Source organism: Micromonospora rhizosphaerae (assembly GCF_900091465.1).
In the GTDB taxonomy this organism is placed as follows: domain Bacteria; phylum Actinomycetota; class Actinomycetes; order Mycobacteriales; family Micromonosporaceae; genus Micromonospora; species Micromonospora rhizosphaerae.
In genome coordinates this window covers 3,890,498-3,905,567 of sequence record NZ_FMHV01000002.1, presented here as the reverse complement: position 1 = coordinate 3,905,567, position 15,070 = coordinate 3,890,498, and the positions used below count along the sequence as shown (strand labels likewise).

Annotated in this window: 13 protein-coding genes; 5 read left to right on the top strand and 8 right to left on the bottom strand. The window is 70.5% G+C overall.

Going from position 1 to position 15,070, the window contains the following annotated elements; genetic code table 11:
- Positions 1-211 precede the first annotated feature (211 nt).
- Positions 212-1,417 carry a low temperature requirement protein A gene (locus GA0070624_RS18395; RefSeq protein ID WP_245718861.1) on the top strand — a complete coding sequence of 402 codons (1,206 nt, stop codon included), beginning with the start codon at positions 212-214 and terminating at the stop codon, positions 1,415-1,417.
- Between the two features lie 229 nt (positions 1,418-1,646).
- On the opposite strand, the gene GA0070624_RS18390 is transcribed toward GA0070624_RS18395, so the two are convergent.
- Both GA0070624_RS18390 and GA0070624_RS18385 read right to left on the bottom strand, forming a co-directional pair.
- Positions 1,647-2,063 carry an NUDIX domain-containing protein gene (locus tag GA0070624_RS18390; protein ID WP_091342739.1) on the bottom strand — a complete coding sequence of 139 codons (417 nt, stop codon included), beginning with the start codon at positions 2,061-2,063 and terminating at the stop codon, positions 1,647-1,649.
- A gap of 61 nt (positions 2,064-2,124) precedes the next feature.
- Positions 2,125-2,568 carry a YunG family protein gene (locus GA0070624_RS18385; RefSeq protein ID WP_245718860.1) on the bottom strand — a complete coding sequence of 148 codons (444 nt, stop codon included), beginning with the start codon at positions 2,566-2,568 and terminating at the stop codon, positions 2,125-2,127.
- Between the two features lie 319 nt (positions 2,569-2,887).
- Here GA0070624_RS18385 and GA0070624_RS18380 point away from each other — a divergent pair, with 319 nt between their 5' ends.
- Entirely contained in the window at positions 2,888-3,661 is a 774-nt protein-coding gene (locus tag GA0070624_RS18380; protein WP_091342735.1) for a hypothetical protein, read from the top strand.
- A gap of 150 nt (positions 3,662-3,811) precedes the next feature.
- Here the strand turns inward: GA0070624_RS18380 and GA0070624_RS18375 are convergent, their stop codons facing one another.
- Positions 3,812-4,990 carry an IS110 family RNA-guided transposase gene (locus GA0070624_RS18375; RefSeq protein ID WP_091342734.1) on the bottom strand — a complete coding sequence of 393 codons (1,179 nt, stop codon included), beginning with the start codon at positions 4,988-4,990 and terminating at the stop codon, positions 3,812-3,814.
- Positions 4,991-5,121: 131 nt separating this feature from the next.
- On the opposite strand from GA0070624_RS18375, the gene GA0070624_RS34845 reads away from it, so the two are divergent.
- Positions 5,122-5,661, top strand: a complete 540-nt coding sequence (locus GA0070624_RS34845) for a site-specific integrase (RefSeq protein ID WP_176731762.1) — start codon at positions 5,122-5,124, stop codon at positions 5,659-5,661.
- On the opposite strand, the gene metH is transcribed toward GA0070624_RS34845, so the two are convergent.
- Positions 5,643-9,161, bottom strand: a complete 3,519-nt coding sequence (metH, locus tag GA0070624_RS18365; protein ID WP_176731761.1) for a methionine synthase — start codon at positions 9,159-9,161, stop codon at positions 5,643-5,645. The two genes, GA0070624_RS34845 and metH, sit on opposite strands and share 19 nt — an antisense overlap.
- A 260-nt stretch (positions 9,162-9,421) precedes the next feature.
- Here metH and GA0070624_RS18355 point away from each other — a divergent pair, with 260 nt between their 5' ends.
- Together GA0070624_RS18355 and GA0070624_RS18350 are read left to right on the top strand one after the other, a co-directional pair.
- Positions 9,422-10,291: a PAC2 family protein gene (locus GA0070624_RS18355; RefSeq protein ID WP_091342729.1), complete on the top strand. Its 870-nt coding sequence runs from the start codon at positions 9,422-9,424 to the stop codon at positions 10,289-10,291.
- Positions 10,292-10,421: 130 nt separating this feature from the next.
- Complete coding sequence (locus tag GA0070624_RS18350) at positions 10,422-11,213, top strand: GntR family transcriptional regulator (protein ID WP_091342727.1); 792 nt, start codon at positions 10,422-10,424, stop codon at positions 11,211-11,213.
- Between the two features lie 144 nt (positions 11,214-11,357).
- Here GA0070624_RS18350 and mshC read toward each other — a convergent pair whose 3' ends face one another.
- The 4 genes from mshC to GA0070624_RS18330 form a co-directional block, all read right to left on the bottom strand.
- On the bottom strand, positions 11,358-12,596 hold the full coding sequence (gene mshC / locus GA0070624_RS18345; RefSeq protein ID WP_091342725.1) for a cysteine--1-D-myo-inosityl 2-amino-2-deoxy-alpha-D-glucopyranoside ligase: 1,239 nt from the start codon (positions 12,594-12,596) through the stop codon (positions 11,358-11,360).
- A 68-nt stretch (positions 12,597-12,664) separates the two neighbouring features.
- Positions 12,665-13,483 (bottom strand): SCO1664 family protein, encoded by an 819-nt coding sequence (locus GA0070624_RS18340; protein ID WP_091342723.1) that lies wholly within the window; start codon positions 13,481-13,483, stop codon positions 12,665-12,667.
- Positions 13,480-14,058 (bottom strand): DUF3090 domain-containing protein, encoded by a 579-nt coding sequence (locus GA0070624_RS18335; protein WP_091342721.1) that lies wholly within the window; start codon positions 14,056-14,058, stop codon positions 13,480-13,482. The genes GA0070624_RS18340 and GA0070624_RS18335 overlap by 4 nt, the downstream gene beginning before the upstream one ends.
- Positions 14,059-14,167: 109 nt before the next feature.
- Positions 14,168-14,881 carry a histidine phosphatase family protein gene (locus GA0070624_RS18330; RefSeq protein WP_091342719.1) on the bottom strand — a complete coding sequence of 238 codons (714 nt, stop codon included), beginning with the start codon at positions 14,879-14,881 and terminating at the stop codon, positions 14,168-14,170.
- Positions 14,882-15,070 lie beyond the last annotated feature (189 nt).

Here is a 15,070-nt window from a genome sequence, read left to right as displayed (position 1 = left end):
GCGGCCCGCGGCGCGGGCCGCCTTGATGTCGTACAGAAATTCCTCACACCGGATCAACCGGGCTGACATGACCGGTCCCAGGACCTACGTGACGGATAGGTATCAGGACCTGGCTGACACCCCCCCTGTAGAACGCCGCCACTCGACCCGGGCCATGGCAGCACATCCGCATCCACCAGAGCCCGCAGCGTGGTACTGCTTCAAAGCGACAATGACGGCAGAAGCGGGCGAGCCTATGGCGACCAGTAGGGCGGGCGGCCTGCTGCGGAGACCCGGGCAGCCGCAGCAGGCAACGTTCCTGGAACTGTTCTTCGACCTGGTGTTCGTCCTCGCGCTCTTCCGGCTCACGCAGGGGCTGCTCCAGAATCTGACGTGGATCGGCACCTTCCAGACGCTGGTGTTGCTGCTGGCCCTGTGGTGGGTCTGGTCCCGCGTTGCGGGGACAACCGACAGGTTCGATCCGCAACGACCGCCGATACAGCTGCTGGTCATCGCGTCCATGCTTGGCATCCTGGTGATGGCCGCCGCGACGCCGGAGGCGTTCGGCAAGCGAGGCCTATTCTTCGCGGGCGCGTACGTCGCCATTCGGATTGGCGCCAGCGTCGTCCTCGTGCTCCTGCTGCGCGGCCACCAGGCGCAGCGCGCCTTCCTGCGGCAATTCTTCTGGTACGGCGTGTCCGCCGTGCCATGGATCGCGGGAGCCGTCGCGCACGATACGGCGCGTCTGGCGCTGTGGACGCTGGCGGTGGCCGTCGACTACACGGCGACCGCACTCCGTCTGCCCACACCGGGGTTGGGTCGCCTTGCGCGATCGGAGCTTGCGATCCTGGGCGAGCACTTGGCCGAGCGCTTCCGGCAGTTCTTCATCATTGCGCTCGGCGAGTTGATCCTGGTCACGGGTCTGGCGTTCGGCACCAGTGGCTTCGGGGCCGAGCACAGCGTTGCAGCCTTGGTGTATTTCACTACCACCGTGCTGTTGTGGCGAATCTATTTCTACCGCGCTGGGCAGCTGCTGTCGGAAGCCATCGCGGCCGCCCCCGATCCGCTCCGCCTCAGCATCTCGGCAACCTACTCCCACCCGATCATGGTGGCCGGCATCGTCATCACCGCCAACTGCGTCGATCACGTCCTCGCCGACCCGTTCGGACACGCAGAGCCGATCTGGATCGCCATGATCCTCGGCGGGCCCGCGCTGTTCCTGGCCGGGCGCGGCATCTTCGAGTACGCGGTCTTCGCCCGCGTGTCCCGCAACCGCCTGATCGGTGTCCTGGTCCTCGCCGCCATCTCACCGGCGATGATCCGGGCGCCGCGGCTGGTGATCGCCATCGCCGCTGCTCTCGTCCTGGCCGCGATCGCCCTATCCGATACAGCCCGCGCCCGAGGACGCCCACCCGAACCGCCGTCACCGCCCCGCTAGCCGGAAGTGTCACCCACGTTCCGAGACTCCTCTGTCACGGACGTCCTGAGACCTGACACCCGATCACGGCTGATGTCGACTCCGCATGACGCGTTACGTCGTGGCTTCACTTGAAGCGTGACACCCCGATCCGGTTGGTCGGCTACCCGTTGTGAACGCGGGGCGGGCGGAGAGGGCTGGCCTGCCGCTTCTAGCCGATGAGCGCGCACCCCTGGCTTCCGGAGCGACGTCACGTGACGAGCACGGCGGTGAGCATCAAGAGATACGACTCGTGGCCGAGACGGAGGCTGTCAAGGTCGGACGTCTCGAACCACGCCACAGCGTCGTGCTCGTCCGGCGCGGCGTTGACGGGTGTTCCGGTCCACCTGTCGATCAACCAGATCTGCATGTCGTACGTCGCGGTCCGGATCTCATGCATCGGCGGGCTGGACGGCTCCGATGCCGTGATTCCCAACTCCTCCCGAAGCTCGCGGACAAGGCTCTCTTTCGGATCCTCCCCCTCCTCAACATGACCGCCCGGCAGGTCCCACACGTCGGGATACCAACGGCGTCCGGCGCTTCGATGACACAGCAACACCCGATCGCCGTCGCGAAGAACGGCCGTCACAATCCGGACCGGACCGGAGTCGTCAGCGGAGATCGTCATGGGCACATCCTGACCCATGCGGACCTGCCGCCGTTCGTGCGCTCGGCCTGTTCGCCGGCCGTCACGGTTGCGTGGATTGCGTTCGATCGCCGCCGTAGAGGGCTGCGAAGACGCGGTCCCGCAGGATCTCGTACTGCTGGCGGCATCGCCGAGGTGGGCCCGGCGGGCGTTGCTGGACTTGACCGCCGACAACAACTTCCGGTGGCTGGAACTGGTCAGCTGTCAGGTCGACCTCGCGGCCGTCGGCCAATCGATTCCAGTAGTGGTAGCCGACCTTGGCGTCTCCGGCGAAGACCTCGCCGAGGATCAGCTCTCCGCCGAGCAGGTCCTGAATGATCAAGGCAGTCACCCCGCATTGACCACGGGCTGCGTTGCCGGCGTGCCAATCCTGCACATCGTGCGGGTCGCAGGTATCCGCTCCCCAGCCGCCGCGCAGTACCGGCCGCAGCATCTCCAGGTCAATCGCGAGAGGGACTGATCGTTGGTCACGCTCTTCAGACGTCACCCAGGAAGGGTCAGCCCTCGACCGGGTCGAGAGTCAAGAAATATCCCGCCTCGGGTCCTGGCCGGCCGAACGGCGCCACTAGCGGGCGCGCTCATCTGCCGCCGATAATGCGCGGTGGGCTGCGACGTGCCTGTGTTTGTCTGTGGCCGGTCTCTCGTCGGCCGCGCTGTCTCGCCGTGACGATGGATCCAGTTCGGGTTGTTGGCCCGTCGACTCGGGCTCGCGACGGTGCTGGGGCTCGACTCGCTCGTCTGAGCCGTCGCTTGCGGCATGGTCAAACCTGGTGCGGCGTCGGTATCCAATCGCCGACACTGTTGGGATGCATACCCCGGAGGCGGACGGAGCCTTGCGCTGGCTGGCCGAGGAGGGCGTGACGCCGCTGGGCCCGGGACGGTGGCGCGAAGTCACCCCGTCAGGTGGGTTGGAGCGAACCGATAGCGATCTCGCGCATGAGTGGACGGCCGCAGCTCTCGGGGACGACCGACTACCCCCGTCGCAGCAGCTGCGCATAGGGCTGGGCCTGCTCGATCTGCTCGACGAGTACTGGGTCACGGTGGAACTGGGTTTCTTCGTCGCCGAACAGGCTGACCCGGCGGTCATTGAGGCCTTCTGGGCCGGCTACCGGCAGCGTCTGGAAGTACCCGAGCCGGGCACACAGGTGCTGTACTCGCTGTGGGTCGACTGGTTTGAAGACCCGGGCAGGAGCGCGTCTGCGTTCGCGGCCGTGATCGGCGACGACGTACGTAACCTGCGAGCCCGCCAGCGCCTGGGTGACCTGGCCAACCCGCCACTCTGCCGTCGCGTCTCCCGGGTCCTCGAACATTCAGGGCCAGTCCGCTGGGCTGACAAACACGACGTCTACGAGGCTGTCGTAGCTGCGGCCAAGTTGCGGCCGGCGTTGTTCAAGGGCCTGCTGGCCAGCTACCACGACGTCTACGGCGACCTCGAACCGGAGCAGGCGCTGGAGCTGCTCGGGCGCCTCAACTTGCCGCCGGACACCGAACACCTTGCCACGCTGCGCGCGGCGCTGAAGACCGGCGCCCGGAATCACTATCGCCAGCCGGAGCTATGGGACGCAGTAAGACAGGAATGATGCCTAGCCGCGCCACCCTCGCGCACGCAGATCGAGAGCGATCTTGGGAGGCCGACCACGCCCTTGTCGAATGACTCAGCACCTGAAACCGCCGAGGAGCCACCTTACCCGCGCCCGAATCAAGATCACGTGCACGGATCTGGTTCCCCTCTAGTCAAGGGGTTGCGGCGAGGTTGTTTTAGGCTTGTTGTCGGCGGGTCCGGGCTGTGACTTGTCCGAAGAGATGGCCGTCGGGATTGGGTCGTCCGCGCTGGATTGCAGAGTCGCTCCCGTGTGTCCTCCCGGGCCCGTCCCTGCGGTTCGCTGTGGTGCGGCGTCGCGAAGCATCCGCTTGAAGACGACGTCGGACAGGTGGCGTTTGAGCGCGCGGAGCGCTTCCATCGTCGTCTTGCCTTCGGCGAGGCGGCGCCGGTAGTAGGCGCGGCCGGGGGTGTCACGGCGGAGCTGGACGATGGCCATGATGTGCAGGACTCGGTTGATACGCCGGTTGCCGACCCGGGAGAGCCGGTGGCGGCGCTGGTCGCCGGAGGACGCCTCCAGCGGGGCGGTGCCGTTCCAGGACGCGAAGTGCGCCGCGGTACGGAACCTGCGGATGTCACCGATGTCGCCCAGCAGCCGGGCTGCGCCGGAGGGGCCGATCCCGTACAGGTCGGTCAGGCTGCTGCCATAGGCGGCGACGAGCTGGCGCAACTGCTTGTCCGCTGCGCGGATCTTGGCGTCGATCGTGGTGAGTTCCTCGATGAGTTCGCGGGCGAGATCGTGGCGGGTCTGGGCGACGATGCCGACCGGTGGCGGCGCGGTGCGTAGCAGGTAGCTGGCCTGGCCGCGGGTGAGGAATTTCTTCGCCCCGCCAGGGATCAGCTCGAGCAGCAGGTGGTGGATGCGGCTGACGGTCTCGGTGCGGGTCCGGCCGAGTTCGTCGCGGCGGTCGACCAGCAGCCGTAGCACGACCGTGGCGTCGTCCGCGGTCACCTGGCGTAGGCTCGGGCTGCGCAGCCCGGCCACCGCGACGCTGTGCGCGTCAACCGGGTCGGTCTTGCGGCCCTGACCGGTGTCGAACACCCGCACCCGCGCGGACAGCTTCGCGGGCACGTCCAGGACCGGCTCGCCGTCGGCGACCAGCCGCTGAGCGATGTGCCGGCCGATTCCGCCGCACCCCTCGATGGCCCAGACCCGGTCGGTGAACCGGCGACCGGCCGCGAGCATCTCCTGATAGCCGACGCTGTCCGTGCCGTACCGCCCCCGTGCGAGGACCTTTTCCCGGTCATCGATGACCTCGATCGTGGCCGACCGCTTGTGTGGATCCATCCCGATCACTACACGACCCATGTGCTGGCTTCCTCCTGGCAAATGCTGGACATTCGACAGGGAGGGCAAAGCTACTTTGAGCTGCACAAACCCCTCTTGAGCCACTCCCCGGGCGGTAGCCGGCGGGCGCACCCCAGATGAGAGTCACACCCATGACGCCGTGGACAGCCGCGGAAAAGAGCAACCCGCCAGCCACCTCGACCCAGCCTGGCCGGGCACAGGTCGTAGATCAAATTAAAGAAGTAGCCGCTGACCGCGCGCCTCTGACGGACCGTCGAATCCGCCCAGCGTCCGGCGCCGACCGCTACCGGGTCACCGTCGACCTGGGCGCCGGCTGCGGCCTCCGACAGGGTGAGATCTTCGGCGTCAGCCCGGACGACGTCGATCGAGTCCGTCGCGTGCTGCACGTGACTCGTCAGGTCAAGCTCGTGCGGGGACGCCTGATCATTGCGCCGCCAGAGGGCGGCAAGGTCCGGCATGTTCCGCTGCCTGAGTCGGTGTCGCGCCGGCTCGCCGAGCACGCCAAGCGGTACCCGCCGGTCGACGTCACCCTTCCGCGATCGACCACGCCTTCGCCGGCGACCCGCAGACGCCTGACGGCCTGGAGACGGCATGATCATGGAAATCAGGGCCATTCCGGGTGCTCCGCCGCGGGTCAGCGCACCTGCGCTGATCACTTGGCGTTGAAGTAGTTCGCCTCCGGGTGGTGCACCACGATCGCGTCGGTGGCCTGCTCCGGCACCAACTGGAACTCCTCCGACAGCTGCACCCCGATCCGCTCCGCCCCGAGCAGTTCCACGATCTTCGCGCGGTCCTCCAGGTCCGGGCAGGCCGGGTAGCCGAACGCGTACCGGCAGCCGCGGTAGTCGGTGCGCAACAACCCGGCCAGGTCCGCCGGGTCATCGTCGGCGACCGTACGGCCACCCCGCAGGGTGAGCTCCGACCGGACCCGCCGGTGCCAGTACTCGGCCAGGGCCTCGGTGAGCTGCACCGACAGGCCGTGCACCTCCAGGTAGTCCCGGTACTCGTTACCGGCGAACATCTTCGCGGTGTACTCGCTGATCGGCTGCCCGACCGTGACCAGCTGCAACGCCACCACGTCCAGTTCGTCGCCCTTCGGGCGGAAGAAGTCGGCCAGGCAGAGTCGCCGCTCCTGCCGCTGGCGCGGGAAGGAGAAGCGGGCCCGCTCGCTGTGCCCGTTCTCGTCCAGCACCACCAGGTCGTTGCCCTCGGAGTACGCGGGGAAGTAGCCGTACACGACGGCGGCCTCGAGGACCTGGTCGGCGATCAACCGGTCCAGCCAGTAGCGCAGCCGCGGCCGGCCCTCCGTCTCCACCAGCTCCTCGTACGACGGCCCCTTGCCGCCGCGGGCGCCACGCAGCCCCCACTGGCCGAGGAAGGTGGCCCGCTCGTCGAGCAGCGCCGCGTAGTCGGCGAGCGGTACGCCCTTGACCACCCGGGTGCCGAAGAACGGCGGGCTGGGCACCTCCACGTCGGTGGCCACGTCGGAGCGGACCGAGGCGTCGTCCAGCTCGGGCAGCGCCTCGCTGACCATCGCCCGCTGCCGCTCCCGCCGGGCCCGCCGCGCGGCCAGGGCGGCCTCCCGCTCCGGGTCCACCACCGGGGCGCCGCCGCGCTTGGCGGCCATCACCCGGTCCATCAGGGACAGTCCCTCGAACGCGTCGCGAGCGTAGTGCACCTGGCCGGGGAACGTCGACCGCAGGTCGTCCTCAACGTACGCCCGGGTGAGCGCCGCCCCACCGAGCAGGACCGGCCAGCGCTCCGCGACCCCCCGCGTGGCCATCTCGGCGAGGTTCTCCTTCATGATGACCGTGCTCTTGACCAGCAGGCCGGACATGCCGATCGCGTCGGCCCGGTGCTCCTCGGCCGCGTCCAGGATGGCGTTGATCGGCTGCTTGATGCCGATGTTGACCACCTCGTAGCCGTTGTTGGACAGGATGATGTCGACCAGGTTCTTGCCGATGTCGTGCACGTCGCCCTTGACCGTGGCGAGCACGATCCGGCCCTTGCCGCCGTCGTCGTCGGTCTTCTCCATGTGCGGCTCGAGGTAGGCCACCGCGGTCTTCATCACCTCGGCGGACTGGAGCACGAACGGCAGCTGCATCTGACCGGAGCCGAACAGCTCGCCCACCACCTTCATGCCGTCCAGCAGCAGGTCGTTGATGATGGACAGTGGCGAACGGCCGCCGGCCATCGCGGCGTCCAGGTCGGCCTCCAGGCCGTTGCGCTCACCGTCGATGATCCGCCGCTTCAGCCGCTCGTCCAGCGGCAACGCCGCCAGCTCCTCGGCCCGGGTCGCCCGCGCCGAGGCGGCGTCGACGCCCTCGAAGATCTCGATGAAGCGCTGCACCGGGTCGTACCCCTCGCGACGCCGGTCGTAGACCAGGTCGAGGGCGACCGCGCGCTGCTCCGCCGGGATCTTCGACATCGGCAGGATCTTGCTGGCATGCACGATCGCCGAGGTCAGCCCGGCCTGCACGCACTCGTGCAGGAAGACCGAGTTGAGCACCTGCCGCGCCGCCGGGTTGAGTCCGAAGGAGACGTTCGAGATGCCCAGGGTGAAGTTGATCCCCGGGTAGCGGGCGGCGATCTCCCGGATCGCCTCGATGGTCTCGACGCCGTCCCGGCGGGTCTCCTCCTGACCGGTGGCGATCGGGAAGGTCAGCGCGTCGATGAGGATGTCCGAGCGGCGCAGCCCCCACCGGGTGGTCAGGTCCTCGATCAGCCGGACCGCGACGCGTACCTTCCAATCCTTGGTCCGGGCCTGGCCCTCCTCGTCGATGAGCAGGGCGACCACGGCGGCGCCATGCTCCTTGACGACGGGCATCACCCGGGCGTAGCGGGAGTCGGGGCCGTCGCCGTCCTCGAAGTTGACCGAGTTGACCACGCACCGCCCGCCGAGCATCTCCAGCCCGGCCTCGATCACCGCCGGCTCGGTGGAGTCCAGCATGATCGGCAGGGTGGAGGCGGTGGCGAACCGGCCGGCCAGCTCGCGCATGTCCCGCGTGCCGTCCCGACCGACGTAGTCGACGCAGAGGTCCAGCAGGTGCGAGCCGTCCCGGGCCTGGCTGCGGGCGATCTCGACGCAGGCCTGCCAGTCGCCGGCCAGCATCGCCTCGCGGAACGCCTTGGAGCCGTTGGCGTTGGTCCGCTCCCCCACCATCAGCACGCTGGCGTCCTGCTCGAACGGGACGTGGTGGTAGATCGACGAGACGCCCGCGTCCTGCTGCGGCTCCCGCGGGCCGGGCCGGGCACCGTGCAGCCGCTCGGCGACCACCCGGATGTGCTCGGGGGTGCTGCCGCAGCAACCGCCGATCAGGGAGACGCCGTACTCGGCGACGAAGCGCTCCAGGGCGTCGGCCAGCTCCACCGGGGTCAGTGGGTAGACCGCGCCGTCGGCGGTGAGCTGGGGCAGGCCGGCGTTCGGCATGACCGACAGCGGCACGCGGGCGTGCTGGGAGAGGTAGCGCAGGTGCTCGCTCATCTCCGCCGGCCCGGTGGCGCAGTTCAGCCCGATCAGGTCCACCCCGAGCGGCTCGATCGCGGTCAGCGCCGCGCCGATCTCGCTGCCCAGCAGCATGGTGCCGGTGGTCTCGACGGTGACGTGGCAGATCAGCGGGACCTTCCGGCCGGTCTCGGCCATCGCCCGCTGCGACCCGACCACCGCCGCCTTCACCTGGAGCAGGTCCTGGCAGGTCTCCACGATCAGGGCGTCGGCGCCGCCGGCGATCAGACCCGCGGCGTTCTGCTGGTACGCGTCGCGCAGCGACGCGTACGCCGCGTGCCCGAGGGTGGGCAGCTTGGTGCCCGGACCGATCGAGCCGAGGACGAAGCGGGGCCGGTCCGGGGTGGCGTACGCGTCGGCGGCCTCCCGGGCGATCCGCGCGCCCGCCTCGGACAGCTCCCGGATCCGGTGCTGGATGTCGTACTCGCCGAGGTTGGCCAGGTTGGCGCCGAAGGTGTTGGTCTCGACGCAGTCCGCCCCCGCCGCCAGGTAGGCCTCGTGCACGCCGCGCACGACGTCCGGCCGGGTCACGTTGAGGATCTCGTTGCAGCCCTCCAGACCGTCGAAGTCGTCCAGGGTCAGGTCGGCCGCCTGGAGCATCGTCCCCATCGCCCCGTCGGCGATGAGGATCCGATCCGCCAGCACATCCAGCAACGAAGTCCGCACAGGGCCAGGTTAGTGCGGCGGTTCGGGACCGGGTCGAGCCATGCTGGCCTTCCCACATACTGTCAGCTGGATCACCATGTCTTTTGGGTCCCTTTCGCCCGGCTGATCCACTCCTCGACCGGCGCGGCCGACGGGCCGCATCCGGCCCCGGCACGTAGGCTGACGGACGTGAGGGACAACAGGGACGCCACCGCGCACGGCGGGCGGACGACCGGGCGCCGGCCCGGCGCCGGCCCCGACGAGCAGGGTGAGGTGACGGCGTGACCGAGTTCGACGGGTTGCCGGTGCTGCGCTCCCCGGTCGCCATCGCCGCCTTCGAGGGTTGGAACGACGCCGCGGACGCCTCCACCGCCGCCGTGGAGCACCTGGAGCAGGTCTGGCAGGCCCGGCAGGTGACCGAGCTGGACCCGGAGGACTTCTACGACTTCCAGGTGAGCCGGCCGACCATCACCATGGCCGAGGGCGAGACCCGCCGGGTGGAGTGGCCGACCACGCGCTTCATGGTGGCCAGCCCGCAGGGCACCGAGCGGGACGTGGTGCTGATCCGGGGCATCGAGCCCAGCATGCGCTGGCGTACCTTCTGCGAGCAGGTGCTGGAGATCTGCCACAGCCTGGAGGTCGAGCGGGTGGTGCTGCTCGGCGCGCTGCTGGCCGACGTGCCGTACACCCGGCCGCTGCCGATCAGCGGCAGCGCCTCCGACACCGGGGCCGCCAAGCGCTACCAGCTCACCCCCACCCGCTACGACGGGCCGACCGGGATCGTCGGGGTGTTGCACGAGGCCTGCACCCGGGCCGAGGTCGACGCGGTGTCGTTCTGGGTGCACGTACCGCACTACGCCAACAACCCGCCCTGTCCCAAGGCGACACTCGCGCTGCTGCACCGGGTCGAGGACGTGCTGGACCTGCCGGTGCCGATGGCCGACCTGGCCGAGGAGGCGGCCGAGTGGGAGCAGCGGGTGCGCAGCGCCGCCGAGCAGGACGCCGAGCTGGGCGAGTACGTCCGCGAGCTGGAGGAGCGCGTCGGCGACGCCGGCATCACCCCGCTGACCGGGGACGAGATCGCCCAGGAGTTCGAGAAGTACCTGCGCCGCCGGGGCGGCTCCGCCGGCCCGACCGCCGGCTCCTGGTAGCCCCACTTCCCCACCCGAGCCCCCAGGCCCGTACGTCGCCGACGTCCGGGCCTGTTTCTTCGCGTGTCGGCGTGACGGCCTCACACCCTCCAAGGCATCCTAGGAGCCTAGCTGTCAGGAGGAGGCGGGCATGCAGATCAACCCGGGCGCGGCGGAGTTTCCGCACCGGCAGATCGCCGCGCAGCTCAAGGCCCAGGTGCGCCGGGGCGACTGGGGGCCGGGCGAGCGGCTGCCGTCGATCCCGGCCATCGCCGAGATGTTCGGCGTCGCGAAGCAGACCGTGCAGCGCGCCGTCGACCAGCTCCGGGTCGAGGGCATTCTGATCACCAAGCCCGGCTCCGGTACGTACGTCCGGGGCACCCGGCGCCGGCTCAACCGGCTCTCCCGGGGCCGCTACGGCGGGTTCCGCGGCTACCACACCGACCTGGCCGCCCGGTACCGCCAGCAGCTCGTCTCGGTGGGCCACTCCCCGGCCCCGCCGGAGGTCGCCGACGCCTTCGGCGTGCCCGACGGCACCGAGCTGCTCTGCCGCCGCCACCTGGTGCGCACCGACGAGTCGCCGGTCGAGGTGGGCGTCTCGTGGTTCCTGCCCACGGACACCGCCGGCACCACCCTGGAGCGGGCCGAGGCGTTCGGCCGACCGCTCTACCAGGAGGCCGAGGAGGCCACCGGCCGGCGGTACGTCTCCGCCACCGACACGCTCAGCGCCCGCCAGCCGAGCCGGGAGGAGGCGGAGATCCTGCAGATCCGCCCCGACACCCCGGTGCTGCACCTGCTGCACGTCGCGTACGACGCCCACCGCAAGCCGATCGAGGTCGCCCAGGCCACCTGGCCCGGCCCGATGACCACCCTCACCGAGGAGTACAAGATCCCCGCCCCCGCCGAAGAGGCCGACCCCGACCCCGGCCTCGTCCTCGGCTGACGCCCTCCCCTCACGGCACCCATGATCGTCTGCGGTGCACCGGGGCGACACGCCGTCAACGCCCTCCGAGAAGCGCAGACGATCAGGACGACCGCGGAGCTCGGCTGGCTCGTGGGGCGGACCGCCGAAGGCGCCGGGGCGGCGTCAGAGGCGGATGCCGAGGAGGGCGTCGATCGTGTCGGTGAAGAGGGCCGGTCCCTCCGGGTCGTCGGTGCTGCCGGCGAGAGCGCGGTCGGCCCAGGCGTCGGCGACGGCGAGGGCGCCAGGGGTGTCGAGGTCGTCGGCGAGGCGCTCGCGTACGGCGGCCAGGAGGTCGGCCCCGGACGGGCCGGCGGGGGCCGCGGCGGCCCGGCGCCACCGGGCCAGCCGCTCCTGCGCGGTGGCGAGCAGGTCGTCGGTCCAGGACCGGTCGGTGCGGTAGTGGCCGCTCAGCAGGGCCAGCCGGACCGCCATCGGGTCGACCTGGTCGGCCCGCAGCCGGGAGACGAAGACCAGGTTGCCCTTGGACTTGGACATCTTCTCGCCGTCCAGGCCGATCATGCCGGCGTGCACGTAGTGGTCGGCGAAGGGCCTCTCGCCGGTGAGCCGCTCCGCGTGCGCGGCGGAGCACTCGTGGTGCGGGAAGATCAGGTCGTTGCCGCCGCCCTGCACGTCGATGCGGTCACCGAGCAGGTTCAAGGCGATGACGGCGCATTCGATGTGCCAGCCGGGACGGCCCGGGCCCAGCTCGCCGCCCGGCCAGGACGGCTCGCCCTCCCGGGCGCCGCGCCACAGCAGCGGGTCCAGCGGGTCCCGCTTGCCGGCCCGGTCCGGGTCGCCGCCGCGCTCCGGGAAGATCTCCAGCATCTGCTCGCGGGAGAGGTTGGACTCGTAGCCGAAATCGGGGGCGGCGCTGCTGTCGAAGTAGACGTCGCCGGTGCCGTCGTCGAGGCGGTACGCCGCACCGTCCTTGAGCAGGACGAGGACCTTCTCGGCGATGTCCGGGATCGACTCGACCGCGCCGACGTACTGCGCCGGCGGGATGATCCGTAGCGCCTCCATGTCCTCCCGGAACAACGCGGTCTCCCGCATGGCCAGGACCTTCCAGTCCTCGCCGTCGCGCTCGGCCCGCTCCAGCAGCGGGTCGTCGATGTCGGTGACGTTCTGCACGTAACGCACGGTCACGCCGGCGTCCCGCCACATCCGCTGCACCAGGTCAAACGTGATCATGGTGGCGGCGTGTCCGAGGTGGGTCGCGTCGTACGGGGTGATGCCGCAGACATACATCGAGGCGGCGCCGTCCGGCTGGATCGGGTGGACACCGCGCCGCGCCGAGTCGTACAAGCTCAGTGGCGCGCCCCTGCCCGGCAGCCGTGGCACCTCGTGTCCCGCCCAAGACTCCATGACCGTCAGCCTAACGATCTGTCAGGCCGCGGGGAGGCGCCCCCACGAGTGATCAACGCGACAACGGCTCACATCGGTGGCCAGGGCATCGCCGGCCAGTCCTCCGGCGGCAGCGGGAACCTGCCGGTCTCCCGCAGCCGGTCGATCCGGGCCGCCAGCTCGGCGATCTCGCCGATCGTCAGGTGCTCGGCCAGCTCGTCACCGAGCGTGCCGGCCACCTGGCCGGCCAGCGCGTCGAGCATCTCCACCGCGTCCGGCGGCAGCCGCCGGCCGGCCCAGCCCCAGAGCACGGTGCGCAGCTTCTCCTCGATGTGGAAGCTCACCCCGTGGTCGACGCCGTAGATCCGGTCGTCCGACCCGACGAGCACGTGGCCGCCCTTGCGGTCGGCGTTGTTGATCACGGCGTCGAGGACCGCCAGCCGGGCCAGGCGGGGGTCGTCGGCGTGCGCGAGGGCGTACGCGACGCCGTCGTCGTCGCGGGCGGCGGCGACCGGGAACCAGCGCGGTGGCACCGCGTCCGCCGGCACGAACCCGACCAGCGGCTCGGCGTCCTCCGGCTCGTCGATCCAGAGCTGGCACGAGCCGGGGCCGAACGGGCCGTCGCGCAGCACGGTCGGCGGCACCAGATCCCAGCCGGTGGCGCGGGAGACCAGGTACGCGGCGACCTCCCGGCCGGCGAGGGTGCCGTCCGGGAAGTCCCAGAGGGGACGCTCCCCGCGCACCGGCTTGTAGACGCAGCGGGCCGTCACCCCGTCGAGGGTGAGGATCCCGCGCAGGGTGGTGTTGGAGGCGTCGACCAGCCGCCCCTCCAGGTCGAACTCACCGTCGCTCAGCAGCCTGAGCGCGGCGGCGCCGTCCTGTCGAGGCTGGAGTTCGGACGAGGTCACCGGTGATAACCGTTGTACCGCGGGCAGAGGTGGCCGGCGGGATCCAGCGGCTGGCCGCAGAGCGGGCAGGGCGGACGACCGGCGTTGATCACCCGGCGGGCCCGCTCGATGAACGCGCGGGTCGCCGCGGGGGTCAGCCGCACCCGGAGCCGGTCAAGGTCGTCGTCCGGCTCGTCCGGGTCCTCGTCCTCGTCGTCATCGGCATCGCCCAGCTCGACCTCGGCCTCCGCCTCACCAACGGCGATCGCCTCGATCACCACCGTGGCGGTGTCCACGTCGAAGGCCAGGCCCAGCGTGCCGACCCGGAACTCCTCGTCGACCGGGGTGTCCAGCGGGTCGTTGTCGGTCACCGCCGCGGGCGCCTCCGGCACGTCCACGCCGAACCGGCGCTGCGCCTCGGAGAGCAGCTCCTCCAGCTTCTCGGCGAGCAGGGACACCTGGACCTTCTCCAGCGCGACGCTGACCAGCCGGCCACCGCCGCGCGCCTGGAGAAAGAACGTACGCTCCCCCGGCGGGCCGACGGTCCCGGCGACGAACCGCTCCGGCGGCTCGAAGGCGTGCACCTGGTGGGTCATACCCACGACCCTATCCGGCACGCGGAAGCATCGCGCACCGCACCGACCGGGAATCGCCGCCGCGCCGCGCGCGGCGTGCCGTTGGCCCATGCGGGCGTGGTGGTTCGGCTCACCGGGCCGCTCCCGCGCCGCCACCCACGGCCGCGTCCGAATCCGTCGTACGGGCCGCCCGCCGTCGCCGCTTGCGCGGCGGCGGTACCAGGCCGGACAGGTCGCCGCCGGTGTCGTTGAGCCGGACCAGGAACGGCCGCAGCGGCGTGTAGCGGATCGCCGTCACCGACGCCGGGTCCACGACGATCCGCTGAAAAAGATCCAGGTGTACGCCGAGCGCGTCCGCCACGATGGCCTTGATCACATCGCCGTGGCTGCACGCCAGCCAGACCGCCTCCGGCCCGTGCTCGGCGGTGATCCGGGCATCCCAGGCGCGCACCGCCGCCACCGCCCGCGCGGACATCGCGGCCATCGACTCCCCCTCGGGGAAGACGGCCGCGCTCGGATGCTGCTGGACCACCGGCCAGAGCGGCTCCTTGGCCAGCTTCTTCAGCGGCTGTCCCTCCCAGCTGCCGTATCCGCACTCGATCAGCCCCTCCGCCACCACCGGCTCGGCCTGTGGCAGGGCCAGGTCCAGGGTCTGCCGGCAGCGGATCAGCGGGCTGGTCACCACGGCCGCGAGGGGAACGCTCCGCAATCGCTCCCCGACGGCGGTGGCCTGGGCACGGCCGGTCTCGTCCAGCTCGACCGGCTGCCGGCCGGCGAGGCCGCCGTCGGCGTTCGCGGTGGTCCGGCCGTGTCGCAGAAGCAGAAGGGTCGCCACCCTGACCACCCTAGGGCCTTGGTCGCCAGAGCCGCCCCACACGACCGGATCATGGCGTGGCTTCCCGTTCGCGGCCCTTACGCGGTACGGCTTCCTGTCGCAAGATCCGCCCAGCGTCGGTGCGGGTGTGGCCTCGCTGACTGTGGTGTTGTTGGCTCAAGCCATCACGGTGGGTGATGCTGGCCTTTTGCGGTGAAT